This window comes from Enterobacter sp. BIDMC 30, from assembly GCF_000534355.1.
In the GTDB taxonomy this organism is placed as follows: domain Bacteria; phylum Pseudomonadota; class Gammaproteobacteria; order Enterobacterales; family Enterobacteriaceae; genus Enterobacter; species Enterobacter ludwigii.
In genome coordinates, this window is record NZ_KI973169.1 from 3800343 (window position 1) to 3819719 (window position 19377).

The 19377-nt window shown below is 55.5% G+C and carries 8 protein-coding genes; 1 reads left to right on the forward strand and 7 read right to left on the reverse strand.

All coding sequences use genetic code 11. From position 1 onward, the window contains the following. The first annotated feature begins 108 nt into the window (after positions 1 to 108). Positions 109 to 3063, forward strand: coding sequence for a transporter substrate-binding domain-containing protein (locus L466_RS04465; protein WP_032681497.1), 2955 nt, complete (start codon positions 109 to 111; stop codon positions 3061 to 3063). Between the two features lie 57 nt (positions 3064 to 3120). Here L466_RS04465 and L466_RS04460 read toward each other — a convergent pair whose 3' ends face one another. The 7 genes from L466_RS04460 to L466_RS04430 all read right to left on the reverse strand — a co-directional run. Continuing rightward, positions 3121 to 3819 carry a response regulator gene (locus L466_RS04460; protein ID WP_020885108.1) on the reverse strand — a complete coding sequence of 233 codons (699 nt, stop codon included), beginning with the start codon at positions 3817 to 3819 and terminating at the stop codon, positions 3121 to 3123. Positions 3820 to 3866: 47 nt separating this feature from the next. Further along, positions 3867 to 5366: a TolC family protein gene (locus L466_RS04455; protein ID WP_032681498.1), complete on the reverse strand. Its 1500-nt coding sequence runs from the start codon at positions 5364 to 5366 to the stop codon at positions 3867 to 3869. A gap of 6 nt (positions 5367 to 5372) precedes the next feature. Then, positions 5373 to 6608: an HlyD family type I secretion periplasmic adaptor subunit gene (locus tag L466_RS04450; protein ID WP_020885110.1), complete on the reverse strand. Its 1236-nt coding sequence runs from the start codon at positions 6606 to 6608 to the stop codon at positions 5373 to 5375. Then, positions 6605 to 8887: a type I secretion system permease/ATPase gene (locus tag L466_RS04445; RefSeq protein WP_020885111.1), complete on the reverse strand. Its 2283-nt coding sequence runs from the start codon at positions 8885 to 8887 to the stop codon at positions 6605 to 6607. The genes L466_RS04450 and L466_RS04445 overlap by 4 nt, the downstream gene beginning before the upstream one ends. Positions 8888 to 9103: 216 nt before the next feature. Then, the gene (locus L466_RS04440) at positions 9104 to 10012 is read right to left on the reverse strand and encodes an OmpA family protein (RefSeq protein ID WP_032681499.1); all 909 of its coding nucleotides are present in this window, start codon (positions 10010 to 10012) and stop codon (positions 9104 to 9106) included. Positions 10013 to 10058: 46 nt separating this feature from the next. Further along, a complete protein-coding gene (locus L466_RS04435) occupies positions 10059 to 15692 on the reverse strand; it encodes an Ig-like domain-containing protein (RefSeq protein WP_032681501.1) in 5634 nt (1877 codons plus the stop codon). Positions 15693 to 15808: 116 nt separating this feature from the next. Then, the coding region (locus tag L466_RS04430) for an Ig-like domain-containing protein (RefSeq protein WP_032681502.1) at positions 15809 to 19377 on the reverse strand (3569 nt) is incomplete at its 5' end.

The following is a 19377-nucleotide window of genomic DNA, read 5'->3' on the forward strand; positions in this document are numbered from 1 at the left end:
ATGGGCTAGCCCGTACAGGTTGTTTATGATGTTTCATTCACAGCACACCCGATGTCCGGGGAAGATATTCCCAGGCTCACTTCGTCTTCAGGAGTCAGTTAAAGAGATATGCGTCACTATTTTCGCCTTTTTGTGCTGCTGGTTTCACTCTCGCTTTCAATGCCTTCAGCGATAGGCGATGAATATAAGATCCTGATGAGAACACCGGTCCAGGGATTACAGCGTTTATCTCTTACCGCCGATCAAGCCGCGTTTATTAAACAACAACGACAACTGAACGTGGGCGTGACCCATTATGATGCCCCACCGTTTGGCATGCGTAACATTCGCAATGAGTATGAAGGTTTGAGCGCGGATTATACGGGACTGGTCGCCTGGCAACTTAACCTCCCGGTTAAGATAAAAGTGTTTAGCTCCTCTGAAGAGGCGTGGCAGGCGCTGGCACGTGGCGATATTGACCTGATCCCGTCCGTGGCCGCCTTCCCGGATAACGATGCCTTTGCCTTTTCTTTGCCTTATGCCAGCGATAAACCGGTGCTGGGGCTCAACGATAGCGATACCGCCCCTCTGGCAGAGGATCTGCGTGATACCGACGTCGCAATGCCGAGGGACTATTTGCCCCTGTCACAGGCTCAGGCCGCCTACCCTAACGCCCGTTTTCGCCTGTTCGACAGTTATCAGGAAGCGTTGAGCGCGGTGGCGTTTGGTCAGTCGCGGGTTTACCTGGGCAACAGTTACTCGCTCAGCCGCAACTACCTGAACAATATTCATGTTGAGCGATTCTCACGCCTGACCAGCCGTGAAGTGGGGTTTGCCGTCAGTCAAAAAAAACCACAACTGCTCACACTGATTAATGCCGCAATCAAGGCCGTGCCAGAAGATGAAAAGCAGGAGCTTTATCGTCTCTGGCAGCCCGATCGCATTGATCTCGCACAGGGGTCGAAATCCCTTCTCTTTACCGAGCAAGAGAAAGCGTGGATCAAGAAACATCCCATCGTTAACGTTCTGATCTACAGCCAGGACAATGCAGCCCCGGTCTCATTTATTGATAATAAAGGTGTGCTGCGCGGTATTGCCGCCGATCTGTTTTCCGTTGTGTCGCTCAGAACCGGTTTACAGTTTCGTTTTGAAACGGGCAGCACCACCGAGGAACTGATTCAACAGGTGAACGAGTCAAGCGCGGATATGCTCGCCTCAATCACCCCCAGTGAAGCGCGTAAAAATAAAATTCTTTTCACCCGCCCCTATCTGCGGAGCGCCTTTTCCCTGGCAACAGCGACAAATCGTAACGACATTCATATGCTGGCAGACCTGCGTGGAAAACGGCTGGCGATGGTAAAAAACATTGGTGTGGAAAGTATGGTGCGCCAGCGTTACCCGGAAATTGAAATTGTTCACGTGGGCAATGAATCACAGCTGCTTTCCACCGTACTTGAGGGGAAAGCGGATGCCGCGGTGGGTATTCTGATCATGAGTGACTATCAAATCTTCACCAACTTTCAGGACAAACTCAAAGTGGTGTCGATTGTGGGTGACGCCCCCGTCTGGATCTCTTTCGGGGTCGGGCTGTCCAATCCGGAACTTCAGGGGATTTTAGATAAAATATTGCTGAGCATTCCCCCTGTTGAGCTGGAAAATCTGGCCAACCGCTGGCGCCCCAACGAACTGGTGGTTGTCGACAGCTTCTGGTATCGCTATCGGGAAGTGTTGATTGCCACCGCCGTCTTTAGCGCCGTCTTAATTATTCTGGCCCTGGGTTGGGCACTCTACCTGCGTCGACAGATCGCGCGTAAAGCGGCACTTCGTCGTCAGATGAACACCCAGCTTGTGCAATTACGCGAGGTCATCACCGAGCGTGAAGCGCTGCTGGTTGAACTTAAGGAAGCCAAAGACAGGGCCGAGGATTCTAACCGCGCAAAATCCGTCTTCCTGTCGACCATGAGTCATGAAATCCGCACGCCGATGAATGCCATTATTGGCATGCTGGATATCGTGCTGAAAAAAGGACGCCGTGGTGAGCAAGATATTCAGGCGCTCGAGGTGGCGTATGAATCGGCAGAAGGACTGGTGGGATTAATTGGCGATATTCTGGATATTTCCCGTATTGAGGGGGGGCATCTCGATTTCAATCCTGAAGCCACGAACCTCGGTACGCTGATTAACAATATGATGCGGGTTTTCCAGGGCGTGGCCATAGAGAAAAATATCGAGCTCATTCGCGCGTTCCCGACGGAACCCATAATCGATGTCTGTGCCGATCCCTTACGCATCAAGCAGGTTCTGTCGAACCTGTTAAGTAATGCCATTAAGTTTACCGACGTCGGCGGCGTATCACTGACGCTGCAGCAGGCTGAAGACCCGGTAAATGACAGCGTTCACTACATCATTGACGTCAAGGACAGCGGCGTGGGGATCGATGCCAGCCAGCAGGCAGCCTTGTTCAGGCCCTTTAGTCAGGCAGACAACCGCCGCGCAGGAACGGGGCTGGGCCTCTATATCAGCCGGACCATTTGCGAAAGCATGGGCGGCACGCTTATGCTGACCAGTGAGAAAAACGTGGGCACCACGGTGAGAGCAACCTTTACACTGCCGAAAGTAAAAACGGCGGCGGCCGTGGATGTCCAGCAGCACGAAGACGAAGACAAAATTCCAGCCCTGAAGATCCTGGTCGTGGACGATAACCCTGCCAACCGGATCCTGCTGGCTAAACAGTTGGCCTGGTTAGGACAGCATGCGTATCTTGCGTCAGAGGGAAATGAGGCACTGGCTATCTGGGAAAAAACAGATTTCGACGTGATCATTACCGACTGCAACATGCCCGGCATGAATGGTTATCAGCTGACTCACATAATCCGCACGCGCGAGCAGGAACAGCACAGGGCCGCGGCCTGGATTATCGGCTTTACCGCCAATGCCATGCATGAGATCACGGCGCGTTGTTTACAGGCTGGTATGAATGATTGCCTGTTTAAGCCCTGCTCAATCAATCATCTCGCGGCTGCACTGCGAAATATTCATCCCATTGAGCACAAAGCATCGGACGATACCGTCTCACTGAAATAAAAAAGGAGCCTGAAAAAGGCTCCTGATAATGTCTCGAATGAATCTGTTGTAATGGGATTAAAGCAGTTGGTCGTGCCAAAGAAACAGTTCAGAGTCCGTTTTTACGCCCAGCTTTTTCATGGCCGATTTCTTCTGTCCGCTGACCGTCTTACGACTACGATTGAATTTCTCTGAAATCTGCAGGACAGACATTCCACCGGTAAAGAGTCGCAGCACCTCAAGCTCCTTAGGAGACAGCTGATCCAGGCGGCCAATGCCCTCAATCACCTGCGGCGCGTTGTCACCCTCTGAACCCGATGTCGGGTCTGCACAAGGCTCTGAAATCAGGTAGAACTCTTTCTCCATGCTTTCTGACAGGGAGATACGCCCCGCCGCGACCTGGCGCGCCGCATTCACCACTTCCGATAAATCACGGCTTTTACCGACATGCCCACGCACGCCGATTTTTAACGCCATGCGCACAATCGCCGTGTTTTCCAGCGTGGAGGAAAGAAGAATTTTCAGCCACGGGAAGGTGCTCATGAGCTGTTTGATCATCGGTAAACCGTCGATCTCTTCATCACCAAGCAAATAGTCAAGAACCAACACATCAACACGGTTGTTGCGTAAAAAATTCATGAGTTCGATACGAGTGGCAAAGCTGCCTTTTAGTTCGAAATCAGGCTCCTGGCTAAATATAATTTCCATCCCCTTACGGACAATCGGGTGATCGTCGAGTAAAGCGACGTATATTTTTTTACCTGAAAACGGGTTCATACATATTCTCTTTTATGCCTGCAGTGTGAGCCATCTTTAAAAAAGACTTAATTATTATTCCGTAACCATAACAATAAAGTACCGGAACTGGCATAGCTACGAAAAATAGCGGAATAGCCATCAAAACGGTTAGTCACTTCCGCGACCTGGTTGCCGTAAAAATCACTTTCTGCACTCAACACATCTAACAGAGTACGTCGACCGAGGTGATACCACTGATCGAAGAAATCATGACGAATACGATCGGATTCAATCGATAAGTTATGATACAACTCCGCGCGCTCCAGCATGCTATGGGCATCCTGATCGGCAGCACGTACCCGGTTATCCAGATCGCGGGATTGCTGTTCAATGGCCTCTCTGCTGGCATCTGCACGGCGTGCGGCAGAAAGCTCAGCTGCCCGCTGTGAACCGCCCCGGAAAATCGGCCAGCTTAAGTTTACATTGGTTTCCCACGCCTGTTCACGTCCCAGTTCATCGCGCCCGGTACTTTTGCCAACGTTCCACGTCACCGTTGGGTAGGCGGCAGAGCGCGCCGCTTCTGCATCCGCCAGTGCTGATGCGGTCTCTGCCTGCGCCTGTCGAATGGTAGGATGGCTTTCAATGGCGGATAACTGCTTGTTCAGCTCCCCTGGCTTCAGGTTCCACACCGGTGCTGTTGGCAGAGGAACGGGCGTATCCCCCAGCAGGCGGTTGAGGATGATTTCCGTATCACGCGCGCGCGATATGGCCGTATCTAAAGAAGATTGCGCCTGTAAAAAACGCCCTCTGGCCTGCGTCAGCTCACTGCGACGCCCCTGGTCAACCTTCACAATGCCGTCCAGCATTTCGACCAGTTCATTCATACGCGCCACGTACTTTTGGCTGAGAACAATGATCTGGCGCTGCTTACTCAACTCAATGAGTGCACTACTGACCTGCCAGGCAATGTTTTCCGCCTGTGCGCCCGTATTCTCTTTCGCGGCCAGATGCAGCGCTTCACGGCTTTTAATGGTGTTGCTGGTACGACCAAAATCGAGCAATGTGGTTGCGACATTCACGGTCACCGCCGGACGACTGTCGCTGTAGCCCCGTTCTCCGCCACCGAACTGAACGCTTTTTGAACGCGTTCCGACATCCACCTGCGGCCAGCGTTGCCCTTTCGCTTCATCAACGTTGGCCTGTGCCGCCTCGGTATTGAACTGTGCGCCACGAACCTCAGGGCTCATACCCAGGGCAGTATTGACCGCATCATTAAAGAGCAGACGGATTTCATTCTCGCCAGGCGCACGGGCGGTCTGTCGATCAACGTTTGTCGCGTTGCTTTTCGCAAACGCGGTGTGGGTTGTGCTAGTAGCATGGTTATCCACCGCGCTTTTCTGCGCCACCCGTGGCGCGAGAGGTGCAGGCGGGGTGGAGGCCATCACCATGCCGGATTTTGCCTGCGGAGCGACAGGTTGAAAGGCTAATAAGCCCTCGCTACTGGCGATACTTTTCCCTGAAATCAGGCAAGAGAGTACCGTCAGCGTCGCCGCCAGGCGACGCTGTACTGGAGAATACTTTTTCATCGTAAATTAACGCTCCCGGAAGGCTTCTTTCGCTTTGAAAATAGGTTTCAGCAGGTAATCGAGAATGGTTTTTTCGCCCGTACGAATTTCCACGGTCGCAATCATGCCGGGAATAATCGGCAGGGCTTTATCCCCTGCTTTGAGGGTACTGCTGTCGGTTAAGACCATCACCCGGTAATACGTATCATCAGGACGGCCCGCCGCAGCTTTAGCGTCATCTTTTAACGTATCCGGACTGACGAGAGACACTTGCCCCTTCAGGCCGCCGTAGATTGCAAAATCGTAAGCGGTGATTTTCACCATGGCAGGCAAACCTGCATGCAGGAAGGCCACGTCAGACGGTTTGATCTTCCCTTCCACCAGCAGCTGATCTTCCAGCGGCACGATCTCCATGATGTGTTCACCAGGCTGAATAACCCCGCCAATAGTGGTAACCCGCACATTTTTGACCGTGCCTTTTACCAGTGCGGTAATGGTTGTGCGGTTCACAATGTCTTCGCGACCGGTCAGACTCTCTTCAGCCTGCACCAGATCCAGCTCCTGACGGATCAGGTCGGCGTTGGCATCCGCCTGATAGCGGTTGCGGCGCTCAACAATCTGCGATTGCAGGTCGTTTGCCTGACGGCGCATGCGCAGCAGCTCTACTTCGGAAAGCAGGCCGCGCGCCGCCAGCGGCTCAGACATGGCAATTTCGTTTTGCGCCAGACGATAGCTCTTCTCAAGCGAAGCCACGCCCTCTTCCAGCGCTTGCTTACGGCTATTGTAAGCGCGGGTTTCCAGCTCGACCTCAGAAGGATACTTTTTCACGCGGTCGCTAAAGGTCAGCGGCAGACCATACGCTTCCGCACGCAGGCGGTTAACGGTCGCTTCCAGTGCCACCACCTTGCGCAGCGTCTCCTGATAACTCGATTGCGCACGCGTCGGGTCGATTTTCAGCAGTACCTGCCCCGGTTCAACGATATCGCCCTCACGGACGTTCAACTCTTCGAGTATCCCGCCCTCGAGGCTCTGGATAATCTGTTCGCGACTTTTTGAAACGATCTTCGCATCACCCTTGGTGATCTCTTCCACTTTGGCGAAATGCGCCCAGGTTAAGAAGCCGATGAACACCGCCAGGATGAGCCATAACACCAGTCGCGATTTTGGCGTGGTCTGGGAGAACAGCGCCTCCTGGATATCGCTCATCCAGGCGGCATCACGCGCTGAGAGTGGTTTATTTTTCTTCTGTTTTAGAAATTTCATGCGCTGGCCTCCGCCTGCTCTTTTACTGGCACAGCTTGCGCTGGCGTACTGTCGTTAGCGGGCGTCTGCTCAGGTTGCGCTGTTGGCGTGCCGTTGAGCGCAGCCAGAATCTGCTGTTTTGGACCATCCGCAACGATTTTGCCGTCCTCAATAATCACCATTCTGTCCACCAGCGCCAGCAACGACGGGCGATGGGTAACAACAACCAGCGTGTGTCCGGCAGTCGCGATTTTCAGGTGTTGCAGGAACAGGGCTTCGGTCTGCGCATCCATCGCGCTGGTCGGTTCATCCAGCAGCAACAGGTTAGGACGCGCCAACAGCGTTCGCGCCAGGGAGACCAGCTGACGCTGGCCGCCGGACAAACTGTTGCCCTGCTCGCCAACGGGCATATGAATGCCACGCGGGTGGCGCGCGGCAATGTGGTCCAGCCCGGTTAAACGCAGTACCTTGAGGAACTCATCAGACGACGCATTCTGACGGCCAATCATGATGTTTTCGCGCAATGTGCCGTAAAACAGACGCGCATCCTGCCCCACAAACCCTACGTTGTTTCGCCAGTCAGACGGCTCAATTTGATTCACGTCCAGACCGCTACTGAAAATCTGCCCTTTCACCGGCGTGTAAAGGCGGGCAATGATGCGCAGCAGCGTGGATTTACCGCTGCCGATTTTCCCGACGATCGCCACACGCTCGCCCGGTTTTATCGTCAGATTCACGCCTTTGAGGATATCCGGGTTCGGCTGCATGGGCGGCGCCGGATAAGAGAAGGTAATGCCTTTAAGCTCGATATCACCGTTCAATTCAGGCTGTTTGATGTAGTCAATTTCACTGCTGCGATCGGTTGGGTTCTCCATCAGCTTGTTCAGCGAAGTCAGCGCAGCTTTGGCCTGCTGATAACGCACGGCTAAACCGACGACCTGGCTTAACGGCGCGGTCACACGGCCGGCCAGCATGACCGTACCGATTAACGCGCCCTGCGTCAGGGTGCCGGCATCAATCAGGTACACACCGGTGACAATCAGCATGACCGTCTGCAGCTGTTGCAGGAAACTCACCGAATTCATCGCCAGCGTAGAGTAGTGCTTAGACGCCGCCGAGCTGGACGATTGCATGGCGCTGAACTTTTGCCAGCGGCTCTGCATCCAGGACTCGCCTCCCACGGATTTCAGCGTTTCCATCCCTTCGATGGATTCAATCAGGACGCCCTGCTTCAGCGATGCTTCTTGCAGGCTGGCTTTCATCACTTTGGCCAGCGGCCACTGAATGGCCATACTGACCAGCAGGATCATTGGCAGCATCAGCAGCGGGACAATCGCCAGCGGGCCGCCGATGGCGAAGATAATGCCAATAAACAGCAGAACGAACGGCAGGTCGGCAATGGTTGCAAGCGTCGCGGATGAGACAAAATCACGCACGGATTCGAATTCGCGCAGCTGGTTGGCAAAAGAGCCTGAGGAGGCGGGCTTATGCTCCATTTTCACCGCCAGCGCCTGACGAAACAGCACGCTGCCGACAATCAGATCCGCTTTTTTTCCTGCGGTATCCAGCAGGTGAGCACGCACGCTACGGGTTACGGCTTCAAAAATCATTGCCACCAGCACGCCAATCGCCAGCGACCAGAGCGTGGTAAACGCCTGGTTAGGGATCACGCGGTCATAAACGTTCATGGTAAAGAACACGGTGGCCAGCGCGAGCACGTTCACCAGCACCGACGCCAGCGCGGCGCTACGATAGTAACGACGGTAGCGCCACAGCGTACTGAACAGCCAGTGGCCTTTCGGCTGCGGCGGCGCGATATCGCTAACCCGACTGTCAATACGCGCAGTCGGTTTAGCCGCGATCGCGTAGCCAACATACAGCTCGTTAAGCGCTTCATGATTCAGTTCAACCGGCTCGTCAGAGACATCCGGCATGACCAGGGAATAGAACAGATCCCATTTGTCTTCGGCATTTTTACGACGCTCGCGTCCCAGCAGCACCATCCCGCCAGCACCCTTACGCAGCAAAATCATCGGGAAGATCTGCTCCGGCAGTTCTGCGCTATTACGCTTGATGAGCCCTCCGGTCACACCGGCATTTTTGAGCGCATCAAGCGCTAAAGAGGGAGTGAGGAGTTGTTCGACAGGCAGACCCGCCAGCAAAACATCATCGCTTTTACCGAGACCATAATGCTCACACACCCAGGCAATACTTCTGAGCAGAGAATCATCACTTTGTCGGTTATCGCGAGCGGCGGCAAGCAGCTGTTCCTCCTGAAAATTTGCAGTTGAGGATTCCATATTTCGCGTTTTTCCTGATTGATTATTTATATTTAAATCAATGAATTAAATTGATTTATTGGTTTAAATTAAGAATATTCTGTCACGCGGAACAGTCTTAAATTAATGAGACCTGTCTCAATGGAACGGGTTATTTTTTGTCACGAAACAGGTTTGATGAGGGATACACGAGGGAAAAGAGAATGCCCTCCCATTGCGGGAAGGCAGGACACAAGATTATTTTTGCTCAGGTGCAGTCACGTTCTGATCGCCGCTTACGCGCACAACAACGCGGCGGTTTGGCGCATAGCAGGAAACCAACTCACGCTTGCCGGACGCGGCACAGTCATTAACAACCGGCTCGTTACTGCCGACGCTGGACGCCACCATCAAACGCGCCGGAAGGCCATTTTCTGCCAGCATCGTACGTACCGTCTGCGCACGTTTCAGCCCCAGCGCGTAGTTGCTACGATCGCTGCCGATAGCATCCGTATGGCCAATCACCTGAATTTGTTTCAGCTCGACGTTTTCACGTTTTATTGTCGCCACCAGGTCTTTCACCGCCTGGCGGCCCTGAGCGGAAACGCCCTTTTCACCGGACTGTCCAAAGCGGAACATAATATCGCCAGACAGGGTGTAATCTTTGTACTGAGGCGCAGCCAGAGTCTTACAGGCTTCCACGCTGGATGCGCGAGAAAGCACATGGGTCTGCTCGCGCAGCCCCGATAAATCCTTCTCCGCCTGCTCGCGCGTACGGGCTTCCGGCACGGCATTCATCGTGTCACTGACGCGCACGAAATAGGTTTGCCCGCCGTTCATTTCGACGTTATAACCCTGTTCTTTACCACGATACTGCGGTGCATCGTTCTGGTATGCGCCGAGATTATGCTTACCCGGCGCCAGACAGAACACGGTATAACCGCCAGGCAGCAGCGCATCGTGGAATTCATTATCCACATAAATATGTGCCGCCCCGCCGGTGGTGTTGCTGGCGTCACGGTAGTAAACAATTTGAGCCTGAGTCTGAGCGACGGGTGCAACAGGCTGATACACCTTGCCAAAATTCTCCGCAGCGGTGGCGGTGTGCATGAAAAATGCGGAGGAGGTAAACAGCGCCGCAAATAAAGAGGTCTTGAAAAAAGTCATAAATCCTCCAGAGGCCTCCCCGAAAGGAGGCCTGGAAAAGTTTAAGTTAGTGATTATTCACGTTGACGGTTACGCCAGCTTGTACCAGCAGCTCGACATCCTGGCTTTCCATGTGGAACACCTGATACTCAACACCCGATACCTTCACATTACCGGCGTTGGTCCAGTTGCCCGGATCGCTGTTGTCAGGCAGCAGATCGCTCAGGTTTACCACGTCGCCTTTATTACCCTGCACCATCAGCTGTTTATTGCCATCGGTGATAAACAGGTCTTTTTCAGCGTGGGTCAGCACGTCGTGCAGACTGATATTCAGCTTGTCCTGCTTGCTGTTGGTAATATCAATCGTCTTGTGCTGGAGATTATCCAGGTTAATCTCACGATCGTTCAGGGTGCTAACAACACTGGCGCTATCGTCATGCTGCTCTTCGGCGTTCATCATCATGGACATAGAACGCCCTGCGGAACGGCTGGCTGCCTGGGTTCCCCATGCAATATTGTCCAGTGCCAGACCACTCCCGTCATTAGTGACAATAGTGACTTTACTGATCACTTCACCTGCAGGAGCCTTGAAATTAAAATTCACGTACTCCGAGCCCGTTCTGCCAACCCCACTCAGGGAACCAATCTCTTTTCCTGCCGCATTATAAAACTTGACGTTAGCCGGTGCGATTGACGTCAAAGCACCGCCATACCAGATCCCCCATCCTGTTAACTGGAAGCTAATCTGATCGGTGTCACCCACGGTAAAGGTTGTTCCGGTGCTCCCCTGACGAATGAACAAGAATGGGTTACCAGTATTTACCCCCATTAACGTCGTACTGATTTCACTGCCCCCAGCCAATACCTTAAACCCTGACGTGGTCGGATTCCCCCCCAGGAACGTACCCGCCCTCTGGCCGGTAAAGTCTTCGTAACCGCTGGCCATCGGCGGTGCAATCGTCAGGCTGCGTGAAACACCCGCACTCTGGTTCCCTGCTTTATCGATAGAGAACACGCTAAACGTGTGGTTCCCCAACGGCAGTGCAGACGGCGTTAAGCTCCAGCTGCCGTTAGCGGCGGCGGTGACACTGTACGTAGAACCGTTCACCGCGATGTACACTGTGCTACCTGCTTCAGCGGTACCGTTCAGCGTCGGCGTGTTGTCATCCGTTGAACCCGCGTTGGCCACGTTGCCCGTTACCGGACCGACGTTATCCGTTACGCTGGTGATCACTGGCGCGGCGTTGACGGTATCTACAGTGATCCCAAATTTCGACGAGGTAGCCGAACGGTTTCCGGCCCTGTCGATTGAATAAGCCTGGAATTCATACAGCTTGTTGTAGTTGGTCGTCACTGGGTATGACCATGCGCCATTCGCAGCCGCAACCGCCGAGCCATAAGTCTCACCGGTTGCCGGGTCGATGATATACACCACACTGCCCGCTTCCGCTGTCCCGCGTAAATCCAGGCCACGGTCGTTGGTTACGCCACCGTTGCCTACCAGACCGTTATACACACCACCCTGAACATCATCGTAAGAGCCGGTGATAACGGGCGCGTTATTCACCGTATCCACGGTGATCCCAAATTTCGATGAGGTAGCCGAACGGTTTCCGGCCCTGTCGATTGAATAAGCCTGGAATTCATACAGCTTGTTGTAGTTGGTCGTCACTGGGTATGACCATGCGCCATTCGCAGCGGCAACCGCCGAGCCATAAGTCCCACCGGTTGCCGGGTCGATGATATACACCACGCTGCCCGCTTCCGCTGTCCCGCGTAAATCCAGGCCACGGTCGTTGGTTACGCCACCGTTGCCCACCAGACCGTTATACACGCCGCCCTGAACATCATCGTAAGAGCCGGTGATAACAGGTGCGTTATTCACCGTATCAACCGTGAGTGAGAAGGTTGATGAGTTCGCTGAACGGTTCCCAGCATTATCGATTGAGAAAACCTGCCAGGAATATGTCTGGTTATAGTTAGTTGTCGCCTGATAAGACCATTTACCATCAGCTCCCGCCGTTGTGGAAGCCACTGTCGCACCATTCGCCATGTTGACGAAATACACAACGCTACCAGCCTCCGCCGTACCGCGTAACTCAGGCGTGCGGTCGTTCGTTACGCCACCGTTGCCCACCAGACCGTTATAAATACCACCTTCTACGTTGTCATAAGCACCTGTAATAACTGGTGTCGCATTAACGGTATCTACGTTGATCGAATAGGTCTCAGATTTACCCGACACGTTACCCAGATCGTCTTTCGCAATGGTGTAGAACATATGCGGACGACCGGCAGCCGTGTCAGCAACCGCATGCTCCCAGGTCCAGTTACCTTTCGCATCAGTTTTCACCGTATCCAGCACCGCGTTGTTATACGCGTTGTAGATATACACGACGCTGTTTGGCTCAGCGGTTCCGCGCAGCTGCATATTGCCGTCGTTGCTCAGCCCACCGTCTGGCACCAGGCCGTTATAGATGCCGCCTTCCACGTCATCGTACGCCCCCAGAATGATCGGAGCTGCAGCGCGGGTATCCACTTCCAGACCGTAGTGGTTGGATTCGCCAGAGACGTTGCCCGCCGCATCCTGTGACGTCACGTAGAAGTCATGTTTCGCATCTGCCAGCGCAGGCGATGTCCACGTCCAGTTACCGTCCGCATCGGCATACACCGAAGCGATTGGCGTTTTGCTGTCCGGGCCATAGATTTTCACCAGGCTGTTTTTCTCAGCCGTACCGCGCAGTTCTGGCGTGGTGTCGCGTGAACGGCCGCCATCCGCAATCAGCGTACCCGCATCGTCATACATGCCGGTAATGGTCGGCGCCGTTGGCGCGTCAGTATCAATCGTCAGATCCCACGGCGCGGTTGGTGCGCTTTTCACACCGGTCGGGCTCTGGAAGACCGCGCTCAGAGACAGCTCGGCGCCGTTGTTCTGCGGTGGCAGCGTGTAGTTCCAGGTGCCGTCATTGCCTACGGTCACAGAATTAACAAGCGTGGTGCCGTCGTAAATGAACACGGTGTCGCCCGCACGGCCAGTACCGTGCAGCGTTGGCGTGGTGTCATCGGTCACCGCCGGGTTCGCCAGATTGCCCTGCACCAGGCCTACATCGTCGGCGATGCGATCCAGCGTCCCTGTCGGAATGCTGGTGTCCAGCGTCAGCTCAAACGGTGCGGTAGGTGCACTGTCACCCGTTCCCGGATCTTCCGTCGCGGTGATCTGATATGTCCCATCCGCGCTCAGCGCAGGGGTGATGGTCAGCTGCCAGCTACCGGTTACCGCATCCGCACGTACGCTATCGATATAATTGCCGTCAACGTACACCTTCACCAGTGCGCCCGGCGTCGCGCGGCCCACAACCGTTGGGGTCGTGTCATCGGTGTGGCTGCCGCTGCCCAGATTGCCGGTAATGGCACCTTCATCATCCACGACGTGGCTGATGGATACGCCGTTACCGCTGGTGTCCACGATGAAGTGGATCGGGTCGGACGCAGGGCCGACGTTACCCGCTTTGTCTTCAATCGAGACTTTCCAGGTGTAGTCGCCGTCCGCCAGCGCAGGTGCCGGGGTGTAGCTCCAGTTACCGCTGCCATCGACAGGAACGCGCACGGTAGTACCATTACCGAGATCGATAATAGCGGTACCGCCCGCTTCACCTTTACCACGGTAGGTTGGGGTGTTGTCATCGGTGGTGTCGTTGTTACCAATCAGACCTGGCGTACCGAAGTCGTCCCACAGTTCCACGTCAGCCACTTCGCCTGGTGCGACGGAGTCCACAATAATGACCCACTCACCGGTTTCCGGGCTGCGGTTGCCGGTCACATCTTCTGCGACCGCGCGGAAGCGGTGCTCGCCCTGCGCCAGCGCCGAATTAAACTCAATGGTCCAGCGTCCACCGGTGACCACCGCGCTGCCGATTGGGTTCGGGTTCGCGCCGTCGTACAGATAGACGGTGGTGCCATCCTGCGCGGTACCGGTAATAACCGGACGATCGTCATTCGTGATGCCACCGTTCTGTACCGTGCCGACGTGTGATTCGACATCGTCAATCACATCGGTGATTGCCGGTGCCGTTGGAATACCGCCTGCCAGCAGGTCAAAGGAGAACGCATCAGAAGGATCCGAACGCAGACCCGCTTTGTCTTCGGCGACCACTTTCACGTCATAATGACCGTTCGCCAGCCCCAGCGGCGGCGTCCAGGTCCAGGTACCTTCATCGGTGGCGCGAACGGAAGCAACTTCACGGCCATTGACGATGATGTACACCAGGCTGTTCTCTTCGGCAGAACCCGCAAAGGTCGGGGTGCTGTCGTCAGTGATATCGCCGTTTTGCAGATAACCTGTTTGCTGACCCGCGTCGTCAAAGACGGTGTCGATAGTCGGTCTCACCGGTGGCGTGGTATCAACGATAAAGCCGATCGGATCGGACGGTTCGCTGGTGTTACCCGCGGGATCGGTGATGACCACCACGGCTTCATGCTCGCCTTCTGCCAGTGGATTTTCTGGTGTGACTTCCCATTTACCGTCTTCACCCACGATCGCGGTACCCACCACTTCATCGTCGATGATCAGTTCTACGGTTTCACCTGGCACAGCGCCTTCGCCGCTGAATACCGGCTGGGTATCATCGGTCACATCGCCGTTATTAATTGGGCCGATAACCGGACCCTGATCGTCTTCAACGTCACCAATGATCGGTTTCACTGGCGCTTCGGTGTCAATCACCAGCTTCCAGGGATCGGTTGGCGCGCTTTCAACGCCCGTTGGGCCACGGAATACCACACTCACATCCAGCGCGGCACCGTTCGTTTGTTCAGGCAGGGTATATTCCCAGCGGCCATCAGTGCCCACGGTTACCGAGCTAATAATGTCGCTGCCATTACGTACGAAAACAATGTCACCTGGGCGGCCCGTACCGTGAAGGGTTGGCGTGGTGTCATCCGTCACCGCCGGATTCGGCAGGTCCCCCTGATAGCGACCAACGTCATCCGATACGCGATCGAACGTCCCGGTCGGAACAACGGTATCGATGGTCAGCAGGAATGGACGTGTCGGAGGTGGAATTTCACCAGGACCGCTGAATTCCCCTGCCGTAATTTCATAGGTTTTACCCGACTCCAGCGCAGGGTTGATCTCAATGGCCCACGCACCGGTCGTTGGATCGGCAGTCATCGTACCCACCGCTTCCCCGTCAACATACAGCGTCACCAGAGAGCCAGGCGTTGCCGTCCCCACGATAACCGGCTTAAGGTCATCCGTGCTGCTGCCGCTGGCCAGCGGGTTGGTCAACGTGCCGGTATTATCTTCCGCGTGGCTGATGGATACCGCATTACCCACGGTGTCGACGATAAAGGTCACTGGCGCGGTGGCTTCACCACGGTTACCCGCAGCATCTTCCAGCGCCACAGACCAGGTATAGGTTCCGTCCGCCAGCGCAGGGGCAGGCGTCCAGCTCCAGTTACCTTCTGCATTGACGGGTACACGAATGCTCTGCCCGTCACCGAGGTCGATCACAGCCGTCATGCCCGGCTCACCCTTACCGCTAATGGTCGGGGTGTTATCTTCGCTGATATCGTTATTGTTAATTTCACGCGGGAACTGGTAATCGTTCCACAGTAAAACGTCGGTCGGCAGCGGCGGCAGTGTCGCCACAGCAGCGATGTTTGGCTCAGTATTGTTGTTAGAAGCGATGGTCTTTTTCATACTCAATATCCAACTATATTCTGTTTATGTTCGGGAAAATCCCTGGATTAAAAAAACGGCTAAACGTTTTTACTTTCCGGAGGCCCCTTAAAGGCGCCTCCGTTTCCTGATATCAATTAGTGGTTTTGCAGCGTGACCGTCACTCCCATCTGAACGAGGATTTCGGTATTCAGGCTTTCCATCTGGAAGGACTGATACTCCACTCCGCCAACGTTAACCGTGCCACCGTCTGTCCAGTTGCCCGGGTCTATATCGTTTGGCAACAGGTCGCTGAGATTGACCCGATCGCCTGCATCGCCCTTCACCATCAACTGGTTGAAGTCGTTATCGTGGAACAGGTTCTGTGTGGCGTTCTCCAGCACATCGCCCGCGCTCAGCGTCAGGGTGTTGTTACCTGTTCCCGTTATGTCGAACACTTCCATTGACTGGATTTTGTTGGTCAGCGCGCTCATATCGAGATGCTGATCCGCACCCAACAGCTTCAGCGTGTCCGTCCCTTCTCCCCCCTGGATCACCGCGTCGGTCAGGCTGGCCACGTCACTCACCTGATAGAGGTTGTCCGCCGCGTCGCCATACCAGACATCGCCCTGGTTATCCGCCAGGAATTCACCCGGCGTGACGGTTTTCGCCGTGCCGCTCACCACCAGGTTATCGATACTGAAACCAAACCCGGTGCTGCCCGGCTGCTCCTGATGGTGGATTTCCATCCGGTAAACCGGCGTCTCCTCCGGATTGTTTAACGACACATGGACGTTACGGTTGCTGATCGGCGCGTTCACAGGCTGAGAACCAATCACATTGCCGTTGATGTCATAGAACGTCACCACCGTAGACGGACCCGCAAATCTCGGGTTGAAATCGAAATCGACGGTTTTGGCGCCATACTGGAAGTCGACAAACATGCTGGCTTCCATCCCGCCATCTGCTGATGAACTGAACAGATACAGGCTGTTTGTGCTTCCCACCCCGATGGGCTGTCTGTCGAATTCGTAGTCAGCCGTACTGGTATCCGTCGTGTGTGAGAAACGCATTCCGTGCACCCACTGGCCCGCATTGATCGCCGTAAACTCATCAGCAGATTCAAAGTTGTTGGTGCTGGTGAAGTCGCTGGTACGGTAGTCCGAGCTGTTACCCGCCGCGTCCACAATGGCTGCCCCGACCGGAATATCGGTATAACCGCCCGGTGGCAGGCTCAGCGTCACATTACCGTTCGCGATATCCGCCGCCGTCAGCGTGTGCGTGACAGAGACATCTCCGACCTTCACCAGAACCGAATCACCCGCCGTCACGTTGCTGCCCGGCAGCGTGACGGTGACATCGTTACCGCTCCGCACCACGTCGGTCGGGGCGTCCGGTGCAACCTGATCCACCACCACGTTCTGTGACGACTCGGTGTAGTTACCTGCCGCATCAACAACACGGGTCAAAATGGTCCAGTCAGCGCTGTGGCCCTGCGTGTCCACATAGGCCCACTTATCGCCGTCGACCAGCGCTTCCTGCCAGGTCGTGCCGCCATCAACGGAGACAAGGACTTTGTCGCCTGCGTCCAGCGCAGCCGAGAGATGGCCGGTGACCAGGCTGCCAGGGCCGCTGTTATTGGTAATGAAGTCCGCATCGCTCACGCCGGAGTCTTTGCTCAGGCCATCAGCCACCGCACTGGCCGTTGGCGCTTCGGTATCAATGGTGATTTTCCACGAATCGCTCGGCGCGCTTCTTACGCCCGTTGGGCTCTGGAACACCACGTTCATATCCAGCTCTGTACCGTTATTCTGCGGCGGTAACGTGTAGTTCCAGTTGCCGCCAGGGCCAACGGTGACGGAGTCAATCAGAGTCGTGCCGTCGTAAATAAACACGACGTCGCCCGCCACACCGGTACCGCGCAGGGTCGGGGTGGTATCGTCGGTCACAGACGGGTTCGCCAGGTCACCCTGAACCAGACCGACATCATCCGCTATACCGTCCAGGGTGCCGGTCGGAATGCGGGTATCGAGCGTCAGCTCAAACGGTGCGGTTTGTGGACCGTCACCGGTGCCGGTGTTTTCACTGGCGGTGATCTGATATGTGCGATCCGCCGACAGCGCCGGGTTGACGGTGTACTGCCATTGACCCGTGGTCGGATCGGCCACCACGCTGTCAACCAGGTTTCCGTCAACGTAGACTTTCACAATGGCACCAGGCGTAGCGCGGCCCACAACGGTTGGCGTCGTGTCATCAGTGTGGCTGCCGCTGGCCAGGTTGCCCTGAATGCCACCTTCATCATCCACAACGTGGCTAATCGAAATCCCGTTTCCGCTGGTATCCACGATGAAGTGAATAGGGTCGGATGCAGGTCCGACGTTGCCGGCCTTGTCTTCAATCGAGACTTGCCAGGTGTAGTCGCCGTCCGCCAGTGCAGGTGCCGGGGTGTAGCTCCAGTTGCCGCTGCCATCAACCGGTACACGCACGGTGGTGCCATCGCCCAGGTCGATAATCGCCGTACCGCCCGCTTCACCTTTACCCCGGTAGGTCGGGGTGTTGTCATCGGTCGTACCGTTGTCGGCAATAATCCCCGGCGTGCCGAAGTCGTCCCACAGTTCAACGTCTGTCGCCTCGCCCGGCGCGGCGGAATCAATGTTGATGACCCATTCGCCCGTTTCCGGGCTGCGGTTGCCGGTGGCATCTTCCGCTACCGCACGGAAGCGGTGCTCGCCCTGTGCCAGCGGCGTACTAAATTCAATTTTCCACTGTCCACCCGTTACCACTGCACTGCCGATCGGGTCCGGGTTCGCGCCGTCGTACAGGTAAACGGTGGTACCGTCCTGACCGGTCCCCACGAGAGTTGGGCGGTCGTCGTTGGTGGTACCGTTTTGCTGTACGGTGCCGGTGTGAGACTCAACATCGTCAATCACATCGGTAATTGCCGGCGCTGTAGGGACTCCGCCCACCTGCACGTTAAAGTTAAAGTCCTCAGACGACTCAGAGCGCAGGCCAGCCTGATCCTCCGCAACAACGCGGACGTTATACGGACCGTTAGCCAACCCCGGAGACGGTTCCCAGGTCCAGGAGCCGGTTTCAGTGGCGCGCACGGAATCCACCACTTTCTCGTTGACGATGATGTAAACGAGGCTATTTTCTTCAGCCGTACCGCTGAAGGTTGGCGTGTTGTCATCGGTGGTTTCACCTGCCGCCAGGTTGCCGGTTCTGTCGCCAACGTTATCGAAAACGGTATCGATGGTCGGTTGTGCCGGTGGCGTGGTGTCAACGATAAAGCCGATAGGATCCGACGGTTCGCTGGCGTTGCCTACCGGATCGGTAATGACCACCACCGCTTCATGTTCGCCATCCGGCAGCGGGATTTCTGGCGTCACTTCCCAGTTGCCGTCTTCACCCACAATCGCAGTGCCCACCACTTCATCGTCGATAATCAGCTCAACGGTTTCGCCAGGCACGGCACCGCCGCCGCTGAATACCGGCTGGGTATCATCGGTGACATCGCCATCGTTAATCGGGCCAGTGATTGGGCCGACGTCATCTTCCACGTCACCGATCACCGGTTTTTCCGGCGCAGTCAGGTCGACGATAAAGCCGATCGGATCGGACGGCTCGCTGGCGTTGCCTGCCGGATCGGTGATCACCACCACCGCGTTGTGCTGGCCTTCAGCCAGTGGGTTTTCCGGCGTCACTGCCCATTTACCGTCTGCCCCCA

Coding starts and splice junctions, on each gene's coding strand:
- L466_RS04465 (WP_032681497.1), top strand. CDS start 109: ATGCGTCACTATTTTCGCCTTTTTGTGCTGCTGGTTTCACTCTCGCTT.
- L466_RS04460 (WP_020885108.1), bottom strand. CDS start 3,819: ATGAACCCGTTTTCAGGTAAAAAAATATACGTCGCTTTACTCGACGAT.
- L466_RS04455 (WP_032681498.1), bottom strand. CDS start 5,366: ATGAAAAAGTATTCTCCAGTACAGCGTCGCCTGGCGGCGACGCTGACG.
- L466_RS04450 (WP_020885110.1), bottom strand. CDS start 6,608: ATGAAATTTCTAAAACAGAAGAAAAATAAACCACTCTCAGCGCGTGAT.
- L466_RS04445 (WP_020885111.1), bottom strand. CDS start 8,887: ATGGAATCCTCAACTGCAAATTTTCAGGAGGAACAGCTGCTTGCCGCC.
- L466_RS04440 (WP_032681499.1), bottom strand. CDS start 10,012: ATGACTTTTTTCAAGACCTCTTTATTTGCGGCGCTGTTTACCTCCTCC.
- L466_RS04435 (WP_032681501.1), bottom strand. CDS start 15,692: ATGAAAAAGACCATCGCTTCTAACAACAATACTGAGCCAAACATCGCT.